This window comes from Legionella parisiensis (assembly GCF_001467945.1).
Taxonomy (GTDB): domain Bacteria; phylum Pseudomonadota; class Gammaproteobacteria; order Legionellales; family Legionellaceae; genus Legionella; species Legionella parisiensis.
Window position 1 is genome coordinate 1,703,632 of the sequence record NZ_LNYQ01000013.1, and the last position, 21,581, is coordinate 1,725,212.

Genomic DNA, 21,581 nt, shown 5'->3' on the forward strand with positions numbered 1-21,581 from the left:
CACTCATAGTGCCCCTATGTTCTTGTCAAAGTATAAGGGCTCTCTATTAATGGCATCTTGCTCAGCATCAATTTTGTACTCAGGTAATGATTTTAATAAATCAACAACGCGAAGAATCGTCTCATAAAATTGAGTACGGTAGGAGTTAGCCCTCCTGCTTAATTCTTCAGTTTGAGCAGCAAAATCACTTATCTGCTCATCAAAATCCATATTCATTTGCATAATTTCGGACAAAATATTTACAATTTTTTCCTTTAAATCTTCCGATAGGGAGAGATTAAGAACCTCATTCATTTTATCTATAAAAAGATATTTATTGCTTTGTACTTCTGTCATATTGCAATGAATCAAAGAATTATTAATTGCTGCGCGGATTTTACTTTTTTTCTCTGAAGAACCAAAGCTCTTAAGTTCTTTTTTTAATGAGGAGATTGCTTTATCCAACTCCGTATTGAATATTTGAGCTATTCTTATCAATGAAGCCTGACTGTTAGCAATTAAATAATCATGTTCTCCTTGCACAGCATTAAACTCATCCCCTAATGCAACTAATTGTTGTCGTTCTTTTTCTATAACTTCACGTGTTGAAGCACCTTGGGCTTCTTCACCTTTAGAGTTTTCTCCAGACAGTAAATAATCGATAAATAATTTTTGTACATAAACATGATAGTCATTTGCTTGTTGCAGGATAATGCCATTAAGTACACTTCTTAATGGAACCTTTAGCATTCGATGATAAAAACTAAATGGGCTTCTAATAGCGACCACTAATTCGGTTTGTGCCAGATTGACGTTGTATCTGCCTAATAAACGTTCAGCCGTTATTATTCCATAAGTTGAAAACCAATGGCTTAATTCAGTATCAATTTCTTCCCCGTTCATTTTTCATCCAATTCAAATTTTCAAAGTATTGTATCTGTTTACAATTTACTATATTGAGCTTAAGACTTTGGTTTTTGAGCACTGGCATACATAAAAATATATGAGCATCGACGCACAGAAAATCAAGGCCTTGTAGCCAAAATAGTAGAATTGTAAAAAGATCCTATGATATAAGACAATTTATTTGATAAGTATAGTGTATTTAGCAGATGTTAAAACGATTAGATATTGATTTACAATTATTAAATAACTTTCTTCAAGTCCAAACGCCACAAGTATGGTTGGATTTCGCTGCAAATCACATCCCATTATTATTAATTGACCACGCTCATTGTGAGCGTAAAGCAGCAGCAACAGCAATTAATTTTATCAGCAAATATCCAGACAAAAAGGAATTGGTTGAAGTGATGGCGCCCTTAGCGCGCGAAGAGTTACTTCATTTTGAAAAAGTCATTAATCTAATGACTGAAAAAGGGATTCAATTTTGTTCTTTGCAGCCATCAGCATATGCTACGCACATGCATCAGCAGATTACAAGCAGGAATGTCCTTCAACGCTTATGTGATCAGTTGATCATCGGTGCCATCATCGAGGCTCGTTCCTGCGAGCGTTTTTATGCCATTATCCCCTATCTTGAGGATCAGGAATTAGCAAAATTTTACACCACTTTAATTAGATCAGAAGCACGTCATTTTAAAGACTATCTGCGCTTGGCAAAATTATATGGCGGGGATATAGAAGAACGCCTGAACTTGTTTTTAACTTTGGAAAATGATTTTATTTTAAAAACTGATACGGTATTTCGCTTCCATAGCGGAATACCGCAATGTAATTAAAGGGCCAACTTTGACCCGATTAAGTATTAGTCAAAGTCTGCCCTGATTGCAACTCTTCCTGTTCTTCAAATTTAAAGGAAGCGCTTTGTGATAAAAAATTAGAAAAGCTTGTAGTTGGAGCAGAATTTAAATCATTAAACACATCCTCAGTTAATGGTGTACCATCCGGGAAATGGACATAAGAACCATCATTGTTAGTATTAGCAGGTACATACTGATTTTCCATTAACCACAGTTCAACAAATTTCTTAAATGCTTTATTTGCATCATTTTCTTTATCGAAAGGTATACCGTCAGCACGTGTTAAAGGGGCGACATCAACTTTCCCATCCTTAAATGTAACTTTATGTTTAATAGCTTCTATCTTTACATCATTATTGCCTTTAATTTTATCAAGTATAACTGACTTAACAGCTTCATACATACGCTCTTTAGGGTGCGTTATTGCTCGGAGAATAGGTGTCTCGTCCCTATTGGTGGCATTTTTTATCAGGTCCACCGCTTCACCTGAAACTTGATTTGACGATATGTTTATTGCTTTATTAAGTTTTGTAAACATATTTAACAAATCCATCATATTAGAGCGCCAATCATTGATGGAAGTTTGTTTCGAATTAATGATATCATCAGCCAATTGTTTTGCTTCATCCCAATGCGTTTGGGGTCCACCCTCTCTTCGCTGATTTTTTGGAAGAAAATGAGACTGCCTTAACTCATCCATCGTCTTAGCCCACTCGCGCTGATGTCGAAATCGTGACTCTTCAAGAGCTTCTAATCGTTTCTTTTCATTTTCTTCCTTGTTGATCCGAGCTATGTCTTTTTCAAACTCTTTATTCGTTTCTTGTTTTTCCTTTGCAATGTCTTCTTCGGTCTTCTGTTGAGTCATAGCCTGCCTCTCTAAAAATTACAAATGAGCAAAATAGAGCCCTTTTGTATTATCATAACACAATACCTGGGGTTTGTCATCCCAATCACTCAGGACGTAACGTTTTAAAATTTTTGAGCTATTTTGATAAGAAGTCATACCCGGTTTATGAGTATGACCATGAATTAATATGTTCACTTGGTAGTATGACATATGCTTAATGATTTCCTCAGTAACCACACCCATTTCTTCCATAGATTTGTTGCTATTCATTTGACTACGAGAGCGAATTTGGTTTACTAACCGTTGACGATATTTTAGCGGTAAACTTAAAAAAAAAGCAGTAAATATTCTATTTCGAGTTAACAATCTAAAACGCTGATGTGCTAAATCTTTAGTACAATACCGATCTCCATGCACTAACAATATTTTTTCCTGCCCTAATTGAATTACAGTCGGCTCAGATAAAACGGTCCATCCGGCAAGATGTGCGAAAGTTTTACCCAATAGGAAATCACGATTACCATGCATGTAAAATAAGTTGATTCCTTGTTTTTTTAAAGAAGATAACTGATGAGCAATCTCCTTGCTCCAATCATCAATTGCATCATCACCTACCCACGCATGAAAAAAATCACCCAGGATATAAATATTTTTAACAGAAATTCGTGCCCATTCAAGAAAATGACTAAAGCGATCCTGAATAGCCTGATCTTCTGGATGCAGATGAAGATCAGAAATAAAAACAACATCTATCATAAGGGCTCTATTTGTATGTGTTCATCGATTAAATAAATTTGACAAGGACCATTGTAATGCTCGATTGCATCACTTAAACGATAAAATCCTGCGATTGACACTAACTCTGCCTCCAGAGATTGACAAAAAATTCTTGCTTCTTTATCTCCAGAAATTCCTGCCAAAGCCCTGCCTCTTAAAGCGCCATACACATGGATACAACCGTCTGCCAGTAATTCAGCACCATGACTTACCGAAGAAGTCACCACGAGATCGCCACCTTTTGCTACCACTTGTTGTCCCGAACGTACTGGTGTAGTAATTAACTTTGTTGGTGATTTTAATGAGTCATGATGGTTGTTTTCAATAGGACGTTCAATAATAGGTTTATCTTGTGTTGAAGATGCATGCAATACAGCCAAACCATGACATTGAGCCAGAGTATTATGTAATACGCTTCCTCCTTGAAGAGCAACAGGGATCATACCATGCGCACGTGCACTCTGGAGTAAAGGCTGCAAATCAAATTCTAACTGTTGTACCGACGATAGATCAAAAACAACAGGAGTATGCTCAAATAATTTAGGAGCTTTGGCGATAGTATCATCAAGTTGTTGCGAAAAAACATCAGAGTTCGTATTTAATACATGTAACACAGTAAATGTATAAAGACGACCTTTTAGTTTAAATGCTTGAGTTTGTGTGGTATTTTCACCCATGAGTATGATATCCATAACCGATATTTTTGTTTATACTAACATGTGAAAACCAATAACAGAAGGATATTAAGGTGGATAAACGGTGGTTTGAACAATATCAGAAAGGAGTCCCGCATGAAATTGACGCAAGTCAGTATTCTTCCCTCGTAGATTTGTTTAAAGAATCCTGCTCGCGCTATGCTAAAAAAACCGCGTATACCAATTTAGGGAGCGGTATTACTTTTGGTGAGCTGGATGAGTTAAGCCGAAATTTTGCTGCTTATCTTCAACAGCTCAAACTGGATAAAGGGGCTCGGGTAGCAATCATGCTTCCTAACGTTCTTCAATACCCGGTAGCCTTATTCGGCATCTTACGTGCAGGCTATATTGTTGTTAATACGAATCCACTTTACACCACAGATGAGCTTATTCATCAAATGAATGACTCAGGTGCAGAAGCAATCATTGTACTTGCTAATTTTGCAAAAACTGTAGAAAAGGCTTTAAGTTCCATTCCTACAGTCAAACATGTTATTGTGACTGAAATAGCGGACCTATTTCCAACTCCAAAACGAATCATTATCAATTCGGTAATTAAATACATAAAAAAAATGGTACCTGCTTATAGTATCCCACATGCGGTAGCTTTTAATTATACTTTGCTTGAAGGAGAACAGTCGACGTTGCATCAGGTAGAGTTGGGACATGACGATATTGCATTTCTACAATATACCGGAGGTACAACAGGCGTAGCAAAAGGTGCTATTTTAACTCATTGCAATATGATCTCCAACGTCCTTCAAGCTGAGGCATGGATTAAACCTATAGTAGGGTTAAATGGCGACGAAACAATTATTACAGCAATACCTCTGTACCATATTTTCTCTCTTACGGCGAATTGTTTGACTTTTTTAAAACAAGGAGCAAAAAATGTGCTGATCACAAATCCCCGTGATATGAAGCACTTTGTTAAAGAAATCAAGAAAGTGCGTTTTTCAGCAATTACGGGTGTTAATACCCTGTTTAATGGTTTACTAAACCAGCCTAAATTTAAAGAAGTTGATTTCAGCAAACTAAAAATTTCACTTGCGGGTGGTATGGCATTGCAAAAAAGTGTAGCCCTTAAATGGCATGAAGTGACCAAAACACCTGTATTAGAAGCTTATGGATTAACTGAAACCAGCCCTGCTGCCATCATGAATCCCATGAATCTGACGGAATATAATGGAAGCATAGGAGTGCCCGTACCTTCTACAGATGTCATCATCATTGATGATGATGAACATGAAGTACCTATAGGAACAAGCGGAGAAATTTGCATTAAAGGCCCACAAGTGACCCCTGGATATTGGAAACGACCTGATGAAACCGCCTTAGTGTTCACCAAGAATGGCTATTTAAAAACTGGGGACATTGGTAAAATGGATGAAGAAGGTTTTATTTACCTCGTCGATCGAAAAAAAGACATGTTACTTGTCTCCGGCTTTAATGTTTATCCAAATGAAGTCGAACAAGTGATTGCAATGCATCCTGGTGTTTTGGAAGTGGGCGTTGTTGGCGTTTTTGATACGGAATCTGGTGAGCGCGTTAAAGCATGTATTGTAAAAAAAGATCCTGCTTTAACTGAGGAGCAAGTGATTGCTTATTGTCGAGAACATCTTACCGCTTATAAAGTTCCCAGAGTAGTTGAGTTTTATGATGAACTACCCAAAACAAATGTTGGAAAAATTCTTCGTCGAGCACTTAAAGACTCCGCTGCTACGTCTCCAAGTCTCCCGGAGAAAAAACCTGCCGTTGCTATGTAAAATAGAATAGGGTCTGCTACAAGACCCTATTCTTTAAAAAATCACAATATAAACATCCCTCTCTGATTATTTTATCAATTGTTTCATTATGCGAGCCGTCGCACCCCATACCCAATCTTTATTTGCAGTGAATTCGCAAGTAACATACCGACGACCATTCCGTTCAATTATAAAATCTTTATAATTTTGAGCATCTTGGACTAATGCCATTGGGATCGATATTAAACGAGTAACTTCTTGATCATTTAGTAGATAAGGATGAAGCGTCTCGATACTTGCAAACCAAGGGTGGATAATCTTGCCCAAAAGGGTTTTTTGAGTAGTTAATTCTTTTATCAAAGTGATGCGCTCCGAGGTAATGCCTAACTCTTCATGTAACTCTCTAAGCGCAGTAGCATAATAGCTTTTATCCCCCTCCTCCCAGGTACCTCCTGGGAAACAAATTTCTCCTGGATGTGCGCGCAGATTATCACTACGTTGTGTCAAAATTAATGAATCAGATAATTGCTCATACAAAACAACCACAGCCGAATGCGCAAACTTTTCCCCTTTAACTTGATTTAAGTCCATTAATAACCGCTGCTATTTTAATAAAACATTCACGATATTCATCTTCCCAGTTTGAGTCAATAACTATTCCTCCACCAGCAGCTAAATGTAAAATATTCTCTTTGGCTGTAACGGTACGAATAGCAATATTCGTATCAAAACGTCCATGCCGAGAAAAATAGCCTATAGAGCCACAATAAATGCCTCGCGCATAAGATTCTTGTTCATTAATAATTCGCATAGATTCAATTTTTGGAGCTCCCGTAATAGAACCGCCAGGAAAACAGGACAAAAATGCATCAAATGGTAGAGTGGTAGCGGTACATTGAGCTTCTATTGTACTCACTAGATGATGTACTGAATTATAGCTTTGTACGTCGAATAAATTAGTTACGCGTACCGAACCTGTTTGAGCGATTTTACCTAAATCATTTCTCAATAAATCAACAATCATGACATTTTCAGCCCGATTTTTTTCACATGATGTTAATTTATTTTTTAATACTTCATCTTCCATAGGGTTAGCTGAGCGTCCTATTGTTCCTTTAATAGGAGATGTTACTAATTTACCCTCTTCATAAAATAGAAAACGCTCAGGGGAAAAACTTAAAATATCAGCATGTGCTGTTCGTAGAAAAGCAGCAAATGGAACAGGGTTTTTCAAACAAATTTTTTTATAAAAAGCCCAACTGTCCCCATCGTAATTAACATGAAATGGCTGAGTCAGATTGACTTGGTAACTCCTTCCTTCTTTTAAAAATTGATAAATGGAGGAAAATGCTTTGATATAGTTTTGTTTGCTCATCAAAGGCATACAATCACTTTTAATAGTCGCATTATCTTGTTGTTTCGCGGGTCTATTCCATAACTCCAATACTTCATCAACAATTTTAGAAGTTGACTGATGGGTATTTGCCGCAAATACAGTTACGGTTTTAGTATGATGATCTGCAATAATTGCCCAATCATACAAACCAAGATTTAGCAAAGGCATATTTTCTAATGTAGGTTGTATGCTGGAATTTATTCCTAATAGCTTTGTCCCAAGATCATAAGAAATATAGCCAAGAGCACCGCCTTGAAAAGGAAGATCTGCAACAGAGGGGATTGGTGATAAGAGTTGACTTATTTTTGTTAATAAGTGCGGCAAAGCATCAGTATTTTGATCGATTTGAATTGAATCATAAGGATAGGCGCTGATTATATCATAACGTCCATGAGCGCGATCTGTGCTTTCTAAAAGGACAAAACCAGGTAGATGAAGTAATTTTTGGTAATACTCACGCAGTGAATCATGATAGTCTAATGAATATAATACAAATCGACTCAAAATATTCCTCTTGGGTAATTATTATAAAAACTGATACTGGTACTGGGGAAGCACAACAGAATCCAATCATTTATGAGGTATTAATCCTCTATTCAATTACTTTACACACAGGGTACCAATTATTTCTATATCATATCGCTCATATCGACACATTTAGTTTTTTTACGGAATACGAATTCCATACTAATTCTCTGGTTTTTGAATTAATTTGTGAGTATGCTATGCAAACGCTTTATTGACAAGGAGCCTTGTATGGCAACAGTTGCTCAATTTGACATTACATATACTCAACTTTTAAATGAACATGGGAAATTGGTCGGACAACTACCTTCTTTTGCCCATGATCATTCTGTGCTCAAAGAACTTTATAAAACTATGGTTCTTACACGGACTTTTGATAAAAAAGCTATAGCTTTACAAAGAACAGGTAAAATGGGAACTTATGCCCCGATTAATGGACAGGAAGCAATTTCAACCGCTATAGGTCATGCAATGCGACCTGAGGATGTACTTGTGCCCTATTATCGCGATTACGCTGCGCAATTTCAACGCGGCGTAAAGATGTCTGAAATACTTGCTTTCTGGGGTGGTGATGAGCGCGGCAGTCAATTTTCCTGTAATACGGAAGACTTACCGATATGTGTTCCAATTGCCTCTCAATGTTTACATGCAACAGGGGTTGCATTTGCCTTTAAATACAGAAATCAACCTCGTGTCGCAGTAGTATGTCTTGGTGAGGGCGGTACCTCCGAAGGCGATTTTTATGAAGCAATGAACGTGGCAGGCACATGGAATTTACCCATTGTTTTCGTAGTCAATAATAACCAATGGGCAATTTCTGTGCCTAGAGATCAACAGACCGGTACCCAAACTATAGCACAAAAAGCTGTAGCAGCTGGCTTTACAGGGATGCAAATTGACGGTAATGACATTCTGGCGACAAGACAAGTTATCGGCGATGCAATCGAAAAAGCACGTCATGGTGAAGGCCCTACTTTAATAGAAGCTATCTCTTACCGTTTATCGGATCATACAACAGCTGATGACGCAACTCGTTATCAGCCTGGGGCTGAAGTTGAAAAAGCCAAACCTAAAGAACCCATATCACGATTTAAAGAATTTCTTATAGAACAAAAAGTCTGGAATGCGCAAGATGAAGAAAATCTGGTAATTCAATGTTCTGAAGAAGTAGAAAAATCAGTTAATGAATACTTGAGTATGGAACCACAGCCAATCAGCAGTATTTTTGATTATCATTATGCCGAACTACCCGAATATTTAGTGGAACAACGTGCAATAGCTATGGAGGAAGCAACTCATGCCTGATATTACTTTAATCGAGGCAGTAACTCAGGCTTTGGCTTATGAGTTAGCTCATGATGACAATGTTGTGGTTTTTGGTGAGGATGTAGGTAAAAATGGTGGTGTCTTTCGCGCCACGGTAGGATTGCAAGAACGTTTCGGTGAAAAAAGAGTTTTTGATACTCCGCTGGCAGAATCCATGATTGCAGGATTAGCAATTGGTATGTCGATACAAGGATTGAAACCAGTTGCTGAATTTCAATTTATGGGGTTTATCTACCCAGCAATGAATCAAATTATTTCTCATGCTGCTCGTATGCGTAATAGAACACGTGGGCGACTACATTGTCCTCTCGTTTTTCGTGCACCCTTTGGCGGCGGCATTCGAGCTCCAGAACATCATTCTGAGAGTACTGAGGCACTATTTGCTCATATTCCTGGATTACAAGTTGTAATTCCCTCCTCACCACGACGTGCTTATGGACTGCTTTTAGCAGCAATGCGTAATCCTGATCCAGTAGTTTTTCTTGAGCCTAAACGTATTTATCGTTTGGTCAAGCAACCTGTAGAAGATAACGGTGAAGCACTTCCCATCGGCAAGTGTTTTACTTTACAGCAGGGTGATGACGTCACATTAGTAAGCTGGGGAGCCAGTATCCACGAAACCCAACAAGCAGCGAAACAATTAGGCAACGAAGGAATTTCTTGCGAAGTCATCGATGTGGCAACAATTAAGCCATTGGATATTGAAACAATTCTAGCCTCAGTAGAGAAAACAGGACGGTGTGTTATCGTTCATGAAGCAGCAAAAACTTGTGGAGTTGGTGCCGAAATTTCCGCACAAATTATGGAAAATTCTATGGCTGATTTAATGGCTCCAGTCCAACGGGTAACCGGATATGATACTGTAATGCCCTATTTCCAGCTGGAAAAACAGTACATTCCAAGTGTTGCACGGATTAAAAACAGTGTTATGAGCATAATGGAGTAATAATGAATATTTTCAATCTACCTGATTTGGGTGAAGGCCTGCCAGATGCCGAAATTCATGAATGGTTTGTCAAAGAAGGCGATAATGTAATAGTTGATCAACCTTTAGTTTCTATGGAAACCGCAAAAGCTGTCGTCGATGTACCTTGTCCTCAGTCTGGAACTATTAGCAAATTATATGGGAAACCTGGAGATGTCATTAAAACAGGTGAACCTTTGGTAGCTTTTAAATCAGCTAGTGTAAAAACAGAAGACAAAGGAACAGTTGTCGGTAATTTAGAAGAAAGCAGTGAAATCACTGAAGATAATTTTACTGTCGGCATCCAGCCCACAGCTAAAAGTCGTATCAAAGCTACACCTGCAGTAAAAATGCTTGCTAAAAAACTTAATGTTGATTTATCTACCGTTAAAGGAACAGGAGAGTTTGGCATCATCACTCGAGGTGATGTTCAGGCGCAAGCTGACAAGAGCTCAGAAATTCCCGCAGGCTTTGAACCTCTGCGTGGAGTAAGACGAGCAATGCTCAATAGTATGACCCAATCTCATGCAGAAGTTGTACCTGTAAGTATTTTTGATGAAGCGGATACTAGTGCTTGGAAGCCAGGTACTGATATTACGATTCGCCTAATCCGTGCAATGATCTACGCCACTAAAAAAGAGCCCGCAATAAATGCATGGTTTGATACAAAACACGGTGCGCGTCAGTGTTTTGATGAGGTGCATCTTGGTTTAGCCATGGATAATGAAGAAGGGTTATTTGTACCTGTTATTCATGATGCAGGGAAACTTTCCGATAGTGATCTACGAAAAAGGATCAATGAGTTTAAAGAATCTGTAAGCAATCGAGAAATTACTGCAGATAAATTGAAAGGAGCTACTATAACACTTTCTAATTTTGGAAAGTTTGCCGGTCGCTTTGCAAGCCCAATTATTGTTCCACCGATGGTCGCTATCCTGGCCGTGGGCAGACTCTATCAGGGAGCTGTTGTCAATGCTCAAGGAACAATCGAAGCACATAATATACTTCCTTTATCGTTAAGTTTTGACCATAGAGCAGTAACTGGAGGCGAGGCAACCCGTTTCTTAGGTGCTGTGATGGAATCGTTACAAAAGGAATAAGACAAAAATCCTCTCCCTTTAAGGGAGAGGATTTGGATGTTATTGCTGCATTTTTTCTTGCATTTTTTCTTGCATTTTACCTTTTATTTTTTCAGCTAACTTCATCTTGCATTGCTGTAATTGTTCTGGACTGAAATTGGTATTAGGTAATTGCTTTTTGCCCATTGCCACAGGTAAAACACAGTCTTTAACTAACTCTTTACCTGCATTCTCCCCTCCTTTAAAATAACCATTTTGCATACAAGAGATTGCAATAGCTTTGCAGGCACCTGATCCTGCCCAGCCAAATAATGAAACGCTCATTAATAAGCTAACTACACCAATCTTTGCACATAATTTATCCATGTTTATTATTCCTTTTTGTTGAGGAAATAAATCCTATTTTTAATCAATTGCATCTAAAATATAGCATAGTATTTATATTTTGTTTTTATAGGTATTTTAAGTTCAAATTAAGCATTTTGTTTCTACAATTCTCTTGGCATTACTTGTTTCATACCTTTTACTTGAGACAAATTTCCTCTCGTGATTCCTATAATCACTGACATATTCACTAGATCCACACTATGTGCAATAGCGTTAACTTTTTTGATAGCATCAACTGTTTTACAGGATTATTAGGATTTCTCTTATCAATCATAATAGACTTGAGTGTTTTATAATGTTTTTAAACATCCTTTTCAGAAATATCAGAAGAGACAAATAAAGAGCGATGATATGTGGAAAAAGCTCAGGAACGACCCTAGGGTTTCAGTACTAGTTAATACTCTTTCTTTTATCACTTAAATACCACAAATAAAAATAGATTATTTAGTGTTATTTCACCCATACAACAAGAGTTGAAGATTGGAGTCAATCGAGATATTCATTATATCCGGTACATAATTTATGATTGAGCAATTTTATTAAGTAATGCTGCGAGTCTACATCCTGCATACGTAGCTTGTTTTTGAACTAATTTCTGAGCATTTTCCTGATATTTATTATCAGGGGTTTCATTAGGATTTATCTGATAAGCACTCTTTATAGCCAGCTTATGGGACATTTTTGCCCATCTAGCAGAATTTATTTCTGTACCAATCATTGAACAGGACATTTTTTGTTCTAATTGTTGTGCTGTATTTTTTACTCGAGCCTCATCAAATTGCCCAAGAAAAAAGCCTGCCCCATTATCCCAGTACTGATGTAAATTACTGCCTACCGGATTTTTACCTAACAAGAATAAATTACCCCCTAAATCACCCTTAGGATGTTGCTCACTGACTCGAGTTATAGCGTGTAATGGTTGATGGATGTCACCTGTTATATGAATTAACATGCGTAACGCAAGTTTTTTATCCGACGGACTCGTCTTTTTAGAGGAAAGTACCGAAGTTGCTTGTTTAATTGTTTTTACTGCATTGGTACTTTCAATAGGAGGTAAGTGAGTTGCATCACTGGAAAAAGGAATATCAATATAGTGCATTACATCATACCAATATACTTCTCTCCATCTAATTTCATCCATCCATGTTGATGAGCTAACAAAACTGGAATTGGGTGTGTTATGGGTGCGTAAACGAAGATATTTATAACACATGCTCCGGGCTTTAGGCGTTAAATTATCATACGCAATTTGTGCCACCACCCTGTGGCCTGCTGCATTCCAAGCATAGCTATTTAAAGTTGCCAAGCAAAAAACAAGTGTATAAATAATTCGTGACATAATTAACCCAAATAGGGAGACCACGCGGGCTCTTGTACATCTCCTTCACGTGCAGGAAGTCTCATTCGTATTCTACCGTCAAGTGAAACGATACCCAATACACCTTTATCCTGATTGTGGGTCGCATAAAGAATTAAACGACCATTTGGTGCAACAGATGGAGACTCATCGTGACCAGAAAAAGTTAGACTAACAATTGGTCCACCGGCTGCACTTTGTAACCCTATGTTAAATTGCTTGTCATCTCGATGCAACATAATGATATTTTTCATATCAGGTGTATAGGAAGCACGTGCATTGTAATTACCTTCAAAAGTTACACGGCTCACCTGACCATTTGCTAAAGAGAGACGATATATTTGTGGTGACCCCCCTCGCCCTGATGTAAATAATATGCTTTTACCATCTGGCGCATAACGTGGCTCGGTATCGATGGCATCACCAAAAGTCAATTGCTTCATATTACCAGTACTGATGTCTACCCCGTAAATTTTGGGTGTTCCGCTTTTAGATAAAACCACTGCCAGCTCTCTTCCGTTAGGAGACCATGCAGGGGCCCCATTGATTCCAGGGAAACTGGTAATTAAACGTCTTTGCCCTGTCTCAACTGAAACAGTAAATATTTGTGCTCTTTTTTTCTCGAAAGAGACATAAGAAATGTTTTTGCCATCTGGAGCCCAAGCAGGAGACATAATAGGCTCAGAGGAAATCAATAAGCTTTGTGGATTATGTCCATCTGCATCAGCAACTTCAAGTGAATAGCGAGTGCTCTTTAGAGTTCTTTGGACAGAAATATAGGCTATGCGAGTGGAGAAAATCCCTCTCTCTCCTGTTAATTTTTGGTATATCTCATCACTGATATGATGGGCTAATGGCCTTACTTGATTCCCGTTAATTTGAAACGTTTTTGTCAATAAAGTAGCCCCATTCGCTACAGCATCAGTTAGGGTAAAGCTCACTTCATAATGATTTCCTGCCCGGATGACATTTCCCGTTACAACACTGTCTGCGCCTAATTGCTTAAGCGTGCTTACTGACGATTGTGCATTGGCACCTTGTGGACCAGAAACAATACGAAATTGCCCTGAGAAATTTAAATCACCTTCAATAACTTGTCCAATTTCTTGGGCAGCACTATCTGAACCAAAAGAATTAATCGCAATAGGTAAAGCTGAGTTAATCCCTTGAGTTAGCTCTAAATCAAGAGCAAAAACTTGCTGTGTAAAAAGCAATAAAAAAAGTGTAATAATTCGGTTAATCACGAGTTTTACCCCCTCACTTGTTCTGGTCGAACGGTTAAACTTATATCACGAAACAGATTAAATGTTTCTGAGTCTGCGGGCACAGGTAGCGGCGATGCTTTATAAATAGCTGTTTGTGCTGAACGGTCAAGCAATGGGTCACCGCTGCTGCGAGTTAAAGTAACTTCCAATACCATTCCATCAGGGGCAAGACGTATTCTGAACTGACTCGATAAACTACTATCAACATTTTCGGGCAATATCCAGTTTCTGCCAATGGCATTTACAATAAGTGCTTTATATTTATCAACTTCACCAGCGATACGTGCCTGTCTTTCAGCATTTTTTGCTGCTTGTGCTTGTTTTGCGGCAGCAGCAGCCTCGGATTGTTTTCTTCTTTCCGCTTCTGCTTTTGCAAGCTCGGCTTTTTCTTTTTCAGCTTGAGCCTTTTCCACCATTTTTTTCTTATTCAAGTCAGCAAGCTTTTTAGCCTCCAATTGCTGTTGCTTTACTAATTCTTCTTTTTGTTTTTTTAAGTCTTCAATGCGCTTCGCTTCCAATGCTTTTTGCTCTTCGAGTTTCTTTAAACGTCTTTTTTCTTCTTCAGCTTGTTTTTTACGAGCAATAGCAATCTTATTTGCCTCTTCTTTAAGTCGAGCAAGTTGTTGTTGTTCTTTTATTCTCTGTTGTTTTGCCGCTTCTGCCTGTCGCTTGAGCTCATTTTGTCGGTTAATTTCAGCTTTTTTTTGTTGCTCCCGTTCCTGTTTCAAGCGATTTACTGTTTCCATAACTTGTTTATTATCAACACTCACTGCTTTCACCACTTCAGTTTGAGGTGTGGCGGCAATAGGTTGATCTACTCCTGGTGTATTTTTGGTTTCCGCAGTTAAAACAGGTCTCTGACTTGAATTGTCTGTTAAAAGCATCACAATTAAAAAAAGATGTAAGCCAAGTGCGGCAAAAAAAGCTTTACGATAACTGGGATTGCTTATCATGCTTGCCCCTCTGATTTTTCTTGAGATGAATCAGTCAATAATCCTACCTGCTCTGCTCCTGCTTGCTTGAGTAATGCCATTGCCTGCACAACTTTACCGTATACAACCCCCTGGTCTCCTTTAACTAAAACGTTAAGTTTTTGGTTTGATTGCTTTGCCAACTCCAATTCTGCTGCAACGCGAACAACTAAGGCCTGGGATTCTATAGGTTCTGCAGGAGTACTGCTGATATTAAGAAAGTAAGTACCTTGCTGATTCACTGAAACGATAATAGGTTCTCTATCTGTAGGTGCCAAAGTTTGACTCGCAGCTTTAGGCAAGTCCACAGTCACTCCTTGGCTCAACATAGGTGCTGTGATCATAAATATTACAAGTAAAACCAACATCACATCGATATATGGTACAACATTAATTTCTGATATGGGGCGCTCACGCTTGGTTTTTGCTCTGATCATTTCAAATTTTACCCTCTTACAGTATCACTGTTTTGTTGTTCTATAAGCGATATTAGTTCTTCCTGAAATAAATCAAATCGATTTAATAAATCATTAGCTCGTGTTGTATAGCGGTTATATGCGATAACCGCTGGTATAGCAGTAAATAAACCCAAAGCTGTAGCTACTAATGCTTCAGAAATACCTGGTGCTACCATAGCAATCGTTGCCTGCTGAGCATGGCCTAATGCCTGAAAAGAAGTCATTATACCCCAAACCGTACCAAATAGTCCTACATAAGGTGCAATAGAACCTACAGAGGCAAAAAAAGGTAAATGTTTTTCTAATTTCTCTGCTTCTTTTGCATGAGTAATTTGCATAACACGTTGTATCGGTTCAACGACTATTTTGCCTTGTTTTCTGGCTCGCACAAATTCTTTGAATCCCGCATGAAAAATAGCCGCCATCCCTTGTCGTTCATCCGAATTACTATCAATATCAGCATATAGCCTGCTTAAATCACCACTATCCCAAAATCTTTGATTAAAACTATCTGTGAGCTGTTTTTTACGATTAAAAAACCAGGCTCGTTGAAATATTAATGTCCAAGAAGTAATGGATGCAGCAGCGAGCAATATCATAACTGATTTAACAACCATACCTGCTTGCATAAAATACATTAATACATTTGCTTGATTACCCATCTATATTATCTCCAGTACCATTTCACGCTTGGCTTCATCTATAACAAATTTCAATAACAATTTTTTTATTCAATGGGGAAAGCGTTTTGGTTTCAAATTACTATTCACGCATACCACTTGAATTTTGGCTTCACACACTATTATTTCCTGCTCATTTTGCATTCTCTGATCGAATAAAAAACTACAAGCGCCTAGTTGTTGCACTTGAGTTTTAATTGTTAATAAATCATCCAATCGAGCAGGTGCTTTATAACGAAGATGTACATCATATATTGCAAAAAGAGTATCCTCTTTCATCAAATCAGAGAGGATCAAATTATTTTTCCTTAGCATTTCTGTACGAGCACGCTCAAAATAACAAAGATAATTCGCATGATAAACAATCCCCATATAATCTACGTCTTCAGCGTAAACACGGAAGGAGTGTTGATGCGTCATTGTGGCATCCATTGATTCATCCTACTCTACTGTATTTAAGCCAAAATGCTGATACGCTCTTGGTGTTGCTATTCTACCTCTTGACGTGCGCATAAGGAATCCTTTTTGTATTAAAAATGGCTCTAAAACATCTTCAATTGTGCCTTTTTCCTCACCAATTGCTGCCGCAATGCTATCAACACCTACCGGCCCACCATTAAATTGTTCAATTACCGCTAGAAGTAATTTTCTATCCATGAGATCGAATCCATGTTGATCTACATCCAACATTTTCAAAGCTTTTTGCGCAATGTCAACACTAATAATCCCGCTCCCCTTAACCTCAGCATAATCTCGAACACGTCGCAATAAACGATTGGCAATACGCGGTGTTCCTCTTGATCGAAGTGCGATCTCTCTTGCTCCGTCGGGTTTGGTTTTTACATTGAGCAATTGAGCGGACCGTGCAACAATTTGTGATAATGAATCAACAGAATAATATTCCAGACGCTGTACAATGCCAAATCGATCTCTAAGGGGCGAAGTAAGCAACCCGGCCCGTGTCGTTGCGCCAATTAAAGTAAAAGGAGGCAGTTCCAATTTGATAGAGCGGGCAGCAGGCCCTTCGCCGATCATAATATCCAATTTATAATCTTCCATGGCAGGATAGAGTATTTCCTCTATTACAGGGCTAAGCCTGTGAATTTCGTCAATAAATAGAACATCATTTGCTTGCAAGTTGGTGAGTATTGCCGCAATATCCCCTGCCCTTTCAATAACCGGTCCTGATGTTTGGCGTAGATTGACACCCATTTCATGTGCAATAATATTGGCCAAAGTAGTTTTGCCAAGGCCAGGCGGGCCAAAAATTAAAACATGATCTAGTGCATCGCTTCGCTTTTTTGCTGCATCGATAAAAATTTGCATCTGCGAACTTACCACATCTTGTCCAATATATTCACTAAGGCTTAGAGGTCTAATGGCACGATCGATAGCCTCTTCTGAGGTAGTACTTTGAGTACTGATTAAGCGGTCACTTTCCAGCATAAAGTTCTTTTAAGAGTTCAGATGAATGGTAGCATTTTATCATATGTTTTTTGAATAGCAGCTTATTTGTTAATAGATATTTATGAGCCGCATGAAGGTGATGTCTAAAAAGTAAATATCCATTAGCCCGGATTACAGTTTTACCTTCATCCGGGTCACCAAATCCCTTAGATATAAAAGATTATACTTGGCTTATTTGATAAGATAATCCCTCTTTTTGTGTGAATTCATAAGAGTCTGATGCAGGTAGTTCCGGAGACGATACTGAAGGTTTAAAGAACCGTATTAAATTCTTTTCTCGATCAAACTCTTCCTCTATTGGAGCAAACGATTTAAATTCATCAAGGCAATTGAAAAAGCGAACTGTTGAGCATATTGCAGTCACACAAAAAACTGATAATACAGATAGTGCAAAAAAAGGATTAATCGCTACTAATGGGGCTGCCATAAGAACACAATATGAAAAGATTGTACTTGATAGTGCGGCCCAAAATAATAATTCTAATGAAGTAAGAATATTCTCGAGAACAACCCCATTTTTTCTTAACGACTTTATTTCTTTAAGTTCTTTTAAAACTTCTTTAGTGTTTAATTCTCCATTTTTTGCACTCTCAAGTCCTAATACAAGAAGTTCATATAGTTTAATAGACTCCTTTTCTGATTCACCATCAAGCGCATCAATATATAGCTTGTGATAATAAGCTTTAAGCGCCTTTAATTGTCTTTCAATTTCTTCATTAAATTCTACTCCGCGAAACAATGCATCAATTTTTCTATCGCATTCGTTTAAACGTTTTTCCATTGCTGTCGACATAATTCATCCCTTAATCTAATAAAAAATTGGCACTTGTAGTGATCAGTAAATAATCAAGGACGTTTTATAGCATAATTGAAAAAACAGTTAAAGCGAACCAAGTAACTTAACCTTTAGAACTAATCTCACATCATAGTCATCTTTTCAAAAAATTGCTCCTCTGCAAGAGATTGCTCAGCGATTGCCGCGCTTAATACGTTTATGGGAGAAACGCAGTTTAAAAAAAGACACCAAACTTAGTTCTCGCTTCTCTTCTTCATTCAGTTGATAACATGATTTAATATCATCATAACATTGGAATAAATTACCTATTGATTTAATCATTAGAGCAGCACCAGCAATAAGTTAGTCCGAATCCTAAAATTAGATTGAGTAGGGTTACTGTAGTTGCACAAAGAAAAACATAGTAGTTACTAAACACCAAAAAGTCATTTCCAGTGCTTTCACAATGTTATAAAAAACAATACCTAGCGTGCTTTCAAAAGTTGTATTATGAATTTTTTGTAACAACTCAACTGCAGAAAATTGACCATTTTGACTGTAACAAGATTGTCAATAAACAATTCATAACACTCTACAATCTTTTTGGGTACATATTGCTGAAAGAAAAAAGTTTATTTAAACAAATTGACCTATTGACTCCATAATTAATTTTCGTGCCCTAAAAATACGAGATCGCACCGTTCCAACAGGGCAGTCCATTTTTTTTGCAATATCTTCATAAGATTTACCATCCAGGATATACATCCCATAACAAAGGCGTAACTCCTCAGATAAAGTAGAAAGAATTGACTCCAGTTGTTCGCCGAACTCGATATTAATCAATAGATATTCTGGGGACAATTGCACCGAAGGATAATAATTATCAGCATATTCTGCCTCCATATCCATACGCAAATTAGCAGCACGGTAATGGTTTTTGATTGTATTTTGTGTAATTCTATATAACCAAGTAGAGAATTGACTTTTCTTTTTAAAATAATGTAGATAGCGATAGACTTTAATTAATACTTCTTGCGCCAGATCACTAACATTTGCCCTATCTTGAATATGTAAGTAAATAATTTGCTGTATTTTATTATTATAGCGGGAAAACAACAGATTATAAGCTTCCATTTCTCCCTGTCTCGCCAAATTAATCAAGTCCTCATCGCTATAAGAAGTTTCTTTATTCATCACTTCCTCATAATTCCATTATAAGAACGAATGGTCAATATTTGCACTATATGTCTAATTATATACTACTTTGACTTATTTGGAGATGTAATAAACGTAATTGATGGCTTGTTATCTGGTCAAGAAATATAACTATCCGCTTTTTTTGACTTGAATTCGCAAATTCGATAAGTTGAAAAAGAGCGTTGTGAATGAGGATAATGGCTTGAGTATAAGTCTCCCTCCTATCCTGATCCATTTCCAAAACCCATGCATTGTTTGTAAATTGAATTTTTTTAACTGATGAGTATGGCCTCTGATTGGCCCAATCAATTTTCAGTAAGATAAAAATAAAGCCAAGTAAAATGGGTTTGATAAATAGAGCTATTGATGAATAAAGGATCAAAATGGCAGTCATGAGATAGATCACTAAAATCAAACGCAAATAAGTCTTTGACTTTCCTGGCTCAATTACTATTTCGGATAATCGCGACAATTTTCTTTAACTCTTGATCGTGAGGCTCTTCATGACCCATTAACCAAGCGAATAACTCCGGATCAGTGCAACTTAATAGTGAATTAAAAGCCTCGAATTCTTGTGCAGACAAATGCACTAGCTGATACTCCATAAAATGCTGCAAAATAAGATCCAATTCTAGCATTCCTCGGCGGCAATGCCATGCAAGTCTTGCTTTTTCCTTGGGATCCAACATGGGTAAATCTCTTTATAATAAGTTACAGACACATAATACACTACTGTCTTTATAAACGGAAATCATTAAACCTCTTTAAAACACTACTATGGCGAGTTTAAAAAATCAGATAAACTCCGTATATTTCAATTGACAGTTACTTCGAAGTGACTGTTTTTTTAGGTTTAAAACGATGAGCACAACTTTTACACATTTAATCAATCACAGAGTATTAACTACCTTCAAAGCATTAGAGAAAGAATTAGTACTTCTACCTCATAAAAATTATTTGTTTGATTTATCTTATCTTACAGTGATTGATGTTGAGGGCAATAAAGCTATTGATTTTCTTCAAGGACAGTTAACCTGCGACTTGAACTTCTTATCTGACATACAAATGATTGAAGGTGCACAGTGTAATCTTAAAGGACGAATTCTCGCTTTAATGGATATAATTACCTGGCAAGGAGTTAAGCTAGTACTACCTGAAGATTTACAAGAGAGCACGATTAACTCATTAAGCAAATATGCATTACTGTCTCGCGTTATGCTTAAAAAAAACACCCAATTTAATATTTTTGGATTTTATCTACAAAATCATGAAGATATTACTCCTGATACAAAGTTTTTCCCTGATGCACTTTATGCTCACACTTATACTAACCATTCATGTTCTTATCATTTAGGTAATGGATTTTATATTTTTCTAGTCCAGACTGATTATGCACATGCGATACAAGAACATTTTATGAAAAAGGAGCAATTTCTTGGTTCTTTAACCTGGCACACTTTAAGATTATTCCAACATCAAATAGAAATTTACCCCGAATCCCGAGGCTTATTTTTACCGCATAGACTTGGTTTACAACAAACACCATACATCAGTTTCACTAAAGGATGCTATAAAGGGCAAGAAATTATTGCTCGAATGCACTATAAAGCGACGATAAAACACCAATTGAAAATCTATGAAATTGAAACTGAGAAAAAAATTTATTCCGGACAAAAGCTATTAAGTAAGCCTGCAGGAACGGAAATTGGTGAATTAGTTGACTTTTCTATTCTAAAATCTGGACGGTATTTAATTGCTGTAAGTGTATTGAATGAAGCAGAGCGGAATGTGTTTTTTGAGGGACATAATCAACTAGTAGAGTTAACTAATGCATCACTTACCTTATCAAATCCACTTGCTTGACATAATCTTGTTGAAACCAGTGGGTTGAACCCACTGGTTCTTGCTTTATCATAAACTGATCAAAAAGA

Annotated in this window: 23 protein-coding genes; 6 read left to right on the forward strand and 17 right to left on the reverse strand. The window is 37.4% G+C overall.

The genetic code is table 11. The features are described 5' to 3' along the window. Window positions 1-3 precede the first annotated feature (3 nt). Window positions 4-882, reverse strand: coding sequence for a hypothetical protein (locus Lpar_RS13620; RefSeq protein WP_058518442.1), 879 nt, complete (start codon window positions 880-882; stop codon window positions 4-6). A gap of 209 nt (window positions 883-1,091) precedes the next feature. Between Lpar_RS13620 and Lpar_RS13625 the strand changes: the two genes are divergently transcribed. After that, window positions 1,092-1,718: a MiaE family protein gene (locus Lpar_RS13625; protein WP_058518443.1), complete on the forward strand. Its 627-nt coding sequence runs from the start codon at window positions 1,092-1,094 to the stop codon at window positions 1,716-1,718. Window positions 1,719-1,737: 19 nt separating this feature from the next. Here Lpar_RS13625 and Lpar_RS13630 read toward each other — a convergent pair whose 3' ends face one another. The 3 genes from Lpar_RS13630 to minC are packed head-to-tail and all read right to left on the reverse strand — an operon-like array spanning window position 1,738 to window position 4,040. Further along, window positions 1,738-2,604 carry a hypothetical protein gene (locus Lpar_RS13630; RefSeq protein ID WP_058518444.1) on the reverse strand — a complete coding sequence of 289 codons (867 nt, stop codon included), beginning with the start codon at window positions 2,602-2,604 and terminating at the stop codon, window positions 1,738-1,740. An 18-nt stretch (window positions 2,605-2,622) separates the two neighbouring features. After that, window positions 2,623-3,342: a UDP-2,3-diacylglucosamine diphosphatase gene (locus Lpar_RS13635; RefSeq protein WP_058518445.1), complete on the reverse strand. Its 720-nt coding sequence runs from the start codon at window positions 3,340-3,342 to the stop codon at window positions 2,623-2,625. Next, window positions 3,339-4,040 (reverse strand): septum site-determining protein MinC, encoded by a 702-nt coding sequence (gene minC, locus Lpar_RS13640; protein WP_058518446.1) that lies wholly within the window; start codon window positions 4,038-4,040, stop codon window positions 3,339-3,341. The genes Lpar_RS13635 and minC overlap by 4 nt, the downstream gene beginning before the upstream one ends. A gap of 71 nt (window positions 4,041-4,111) precedes the next feature. On the opposite strand from minC, the gene Lpar_RS13645 reads away from it, so the two are divergent. Next, the gene (locus tag Lpar_RS13645; RefSeq protein WP_058518447.1) at window positions 4,112-5,824 is read left to right on the forward strand and encodes an AMP-binding protein; all 1,713 of its coding nucleotides are present in this window, start codon (window positions 4,112-4,114) and stop codon (window positions 5,822-5,824) included. A gap of 66 nt (window positions 5,825-5,890) precedes the next feature. Here the strand turns inward: Lpar_RS13645 and Lpar_RS13650 are convergent, their stop codons facing one another. Next, complete coding sequence (locus Lpar_RS13650; RefSeq protein ID WP_058518448.1) at window positions 5,891-6,394, reverse strand: NUDIX hydrolase; 504 nt, start codon at window positions 6,392-6,394, stop codon at window positions 5,891-5,893. Then, on the reverse strand, window positions 6,375-7,703 hold the full coding sequence (gene pabB / locus Lpar_RS13655; RefSeq protein WP_058518449.1) for an aminodeoxychorismate synthase component I: 1,329 nt from the start codon (window positions 7,701-7,703) through the stop codon (window positions 6,375-6,377). The genes Lpar_RS13650 and pabB overlap by 20 nt, the downstream gene beginning before the upstream one ends. A gap of 252 nt (window positions 7,704-7,955) precedes the next feature. Here pabB and pdhA point away from each other — a divergent pair, with 252 nt between their 5' ends. The 3 genes from pdhA to Lpar_RS13675 are packed head-to-tail and all read left to right on the forward strand — an operon-like array spanning window position 7,956 to window position 11,114. Next, complete coding sequence (pdhA, locus tag Lpar_RS13665) at window positions 7,956-9,029, forward strand: pyruvate dehydrogenase (acetyl-transferring) E1 component subunit alpha (RefSeq protein WP_058518451.1); 1,074 nt, start codon at window positions 7,956-7,958, stop codon at window positions 9,027-9,029. Next, window positions 9,022-9,996, forward strand: a complete 975-nt coding sequence (locus tag Lpar_RS13670) for an alpha-ketoacid dehydrogenase subunit beta (RefSeq protein ID WP_058518452.1) — start codon at window positions 9,022-9,024, stop codon at window positions 9,994-9,996. Before pdhA ends, Lpar_RS13670 begins: the two co-directional genes overlap by 8 nt. A gap of 2 nt (window positions 9,997-9,998) precedes the next feature. After that, a complete protein-coding gene (locus Lpar_RS13675) occupies window positions 9,999-11,114 on the forward strand; it encodes a dihydrolipoamide acetyltransferase family protein (protein WP_058518453.1) in 1,116 nt (371 codons plus the stop codon). A gap of 39 nt (window positions 11,115-11,153) precedes the next feature. On the opposite strand, the gene Lpar_RS13680 is transcribed toward Lpar_RS13675, so the two are convergent. The 11 genes from Lpar_RS13680 to Lpar_RS13735 all read right to left on the reverse strand — a co-directional run bounded on the left by Lpar_RS13680 (window position 11,154) and on the right by Lpar_RS13735 (window position 20,339). Further along, window positions 11,154-11,459: a hypothetical protein gene (locus tag Lpar_RS13680; protein ID WP_058518454.1), complete on the reverse strand. Its 306-nt coding sequence runs from the start codon at window positions 11,457-11,459 to the stop codon at window positions 11,154-11,156. Between the two features lie 541 nt (window positions 11,460-12,000). Further along, complete coding sequence (locus Lpar_RS13685; protein ID WP_058518455.1) at window positions 12,001-12,819, reverse strand: S1/P1 nuclease; 819 nt, start codon at window positions 12,817-12,819, stop codon at window positions 12,001-12,003. A 2-nt stretch (window positions 12,820-12,821) separates the two neighbouring features. Then, window positions 12,822-14,081, reverse strand: coding sequence for a Tol-Pal system beta propeller repeat protein TolB (gene tolB, locus Lpar_RS13690; protein WP_058518456.1), 1,260 nt, complete (start codon window positions 14,079-14,081; stop codon window positions 12,822-12,824). 5 nt (window positions 14,082-14,086) lie between these two features. Then, a complete protein-coding gene (gene tolA, locus Lpar_RS13695; protein ID WP_058518457.1) occupies window positions 14,087-15,055 on the reverse strand; it encodes a cell envelope integrity protein TolA in 969 nt (322 codons plus the stop codon). Continuing rightward, the gene (tolR, locus tag Lpar_RS13700) at window positions 15,052-15,510 is read right to left on the reverse strand and encodes a protein TolR (protein WP_058518458.1); all 459 of its coding nucleotides are present in this window, start codon (window positions 15,508-15,510) and stop codon (window positions 15,052-15,054) included. Before tolR ends, tolA begins: the two co-directional genes overlap by 4 nt. Window positions 15,511-15,518: 8 nt before the next feature. Continuing rightward, on the reverse strand, window positions 15,519-16,193 hold the full coding sequence (tolQ, locus tag Lpar_RS13705) for a protein TolQ (RefSeq protein ID WP_058518459.1): 675 nt from the start codon (window positions 16,191-16,193) through the stop codon (window positions 15,519-15,521). A gap of 69 nt (window positions 16,194-16,262) precedes the next feature. After that, complete coding sequence (locus Lpar_RS13710; RefSeq protein WP_058518460.1) at window positions 16,263-16,643, reverse strand: YbgC/FadM family acyl-CoA thioesterase; 381 nt, start codon at window positions 16,641-16,643, stop codon at window positions 16,263-16,265. 9 nt (window positions 16,644-16,652) lie between these two features. Then, window positions 16,653-17,657 (reverse strand): Holliday junction branch migration DNA helicase RuvB, encoded by a 1,005-nt coding sequence (gene ruvB / locus Lpar_RS13715; RefSeq protein WP_058518461.1) that lies wholly within the window; start codon window positions 17,655-17,657, stop codon window positions 16,653-16,655. 181 nt (window positions 17,658-17,838) lie between these two features. Next, complete coding sequence (locus Lpar_RS13720) at window positions 17,839-18,471, reverse strand: DUF5638 domain-containing protein (protein ID WP_058518462.1); 633 nt, start codon at window positions 18,469-18,471, stop codon at window positions 17,839-17,841. 618 nt (window positions 18,472-19,089) lie between these two features. Then, on the reverse strand, window positions 19,090-19,647 hold the full coding sequence (locus Lpar_RS13725; RefSeq protein WP_058518463.1) for a sigma-70 family RNA polymerase sigma factor: 558 nt from the start codon (window positions 19,645-19,647) through the stop codon (window positions 19,090-19,092). Between the two features lie 446 nt (window positions 19,648-20,093). Further along, window positions 20,094-20,339, reverse strand: a complete 246-nt coding sequence (locus Lpar_RS13735) for an FAD assembly factor SdhE (protein WP_058518465.1) — start codon at window positions 20,337-20,339, stop codon at window positions 20,094-20,096. A 172-nt stretch (window positions 20,340-20,511) separates the two neighbouring features. Between Lpar_RS13735 and ygfZ the strand changes: the two genes are divergently transcribed. Next, window positions 20,512-21,513, forward strand: coding sequence for a CAF17-like 4Fe-4S cluster assembly/insertion protein YgfZ (gene ygfZ / locus Lpar_RS13740; protein ID WP_058518466.1), 1,002 nt, complete (start codon window positions 20,512-20,514; stop codon window positions 21,511-21,513). The last annotated feature ends 68 nt before the right edge of the window (window positions 21,514-21,581 follow it).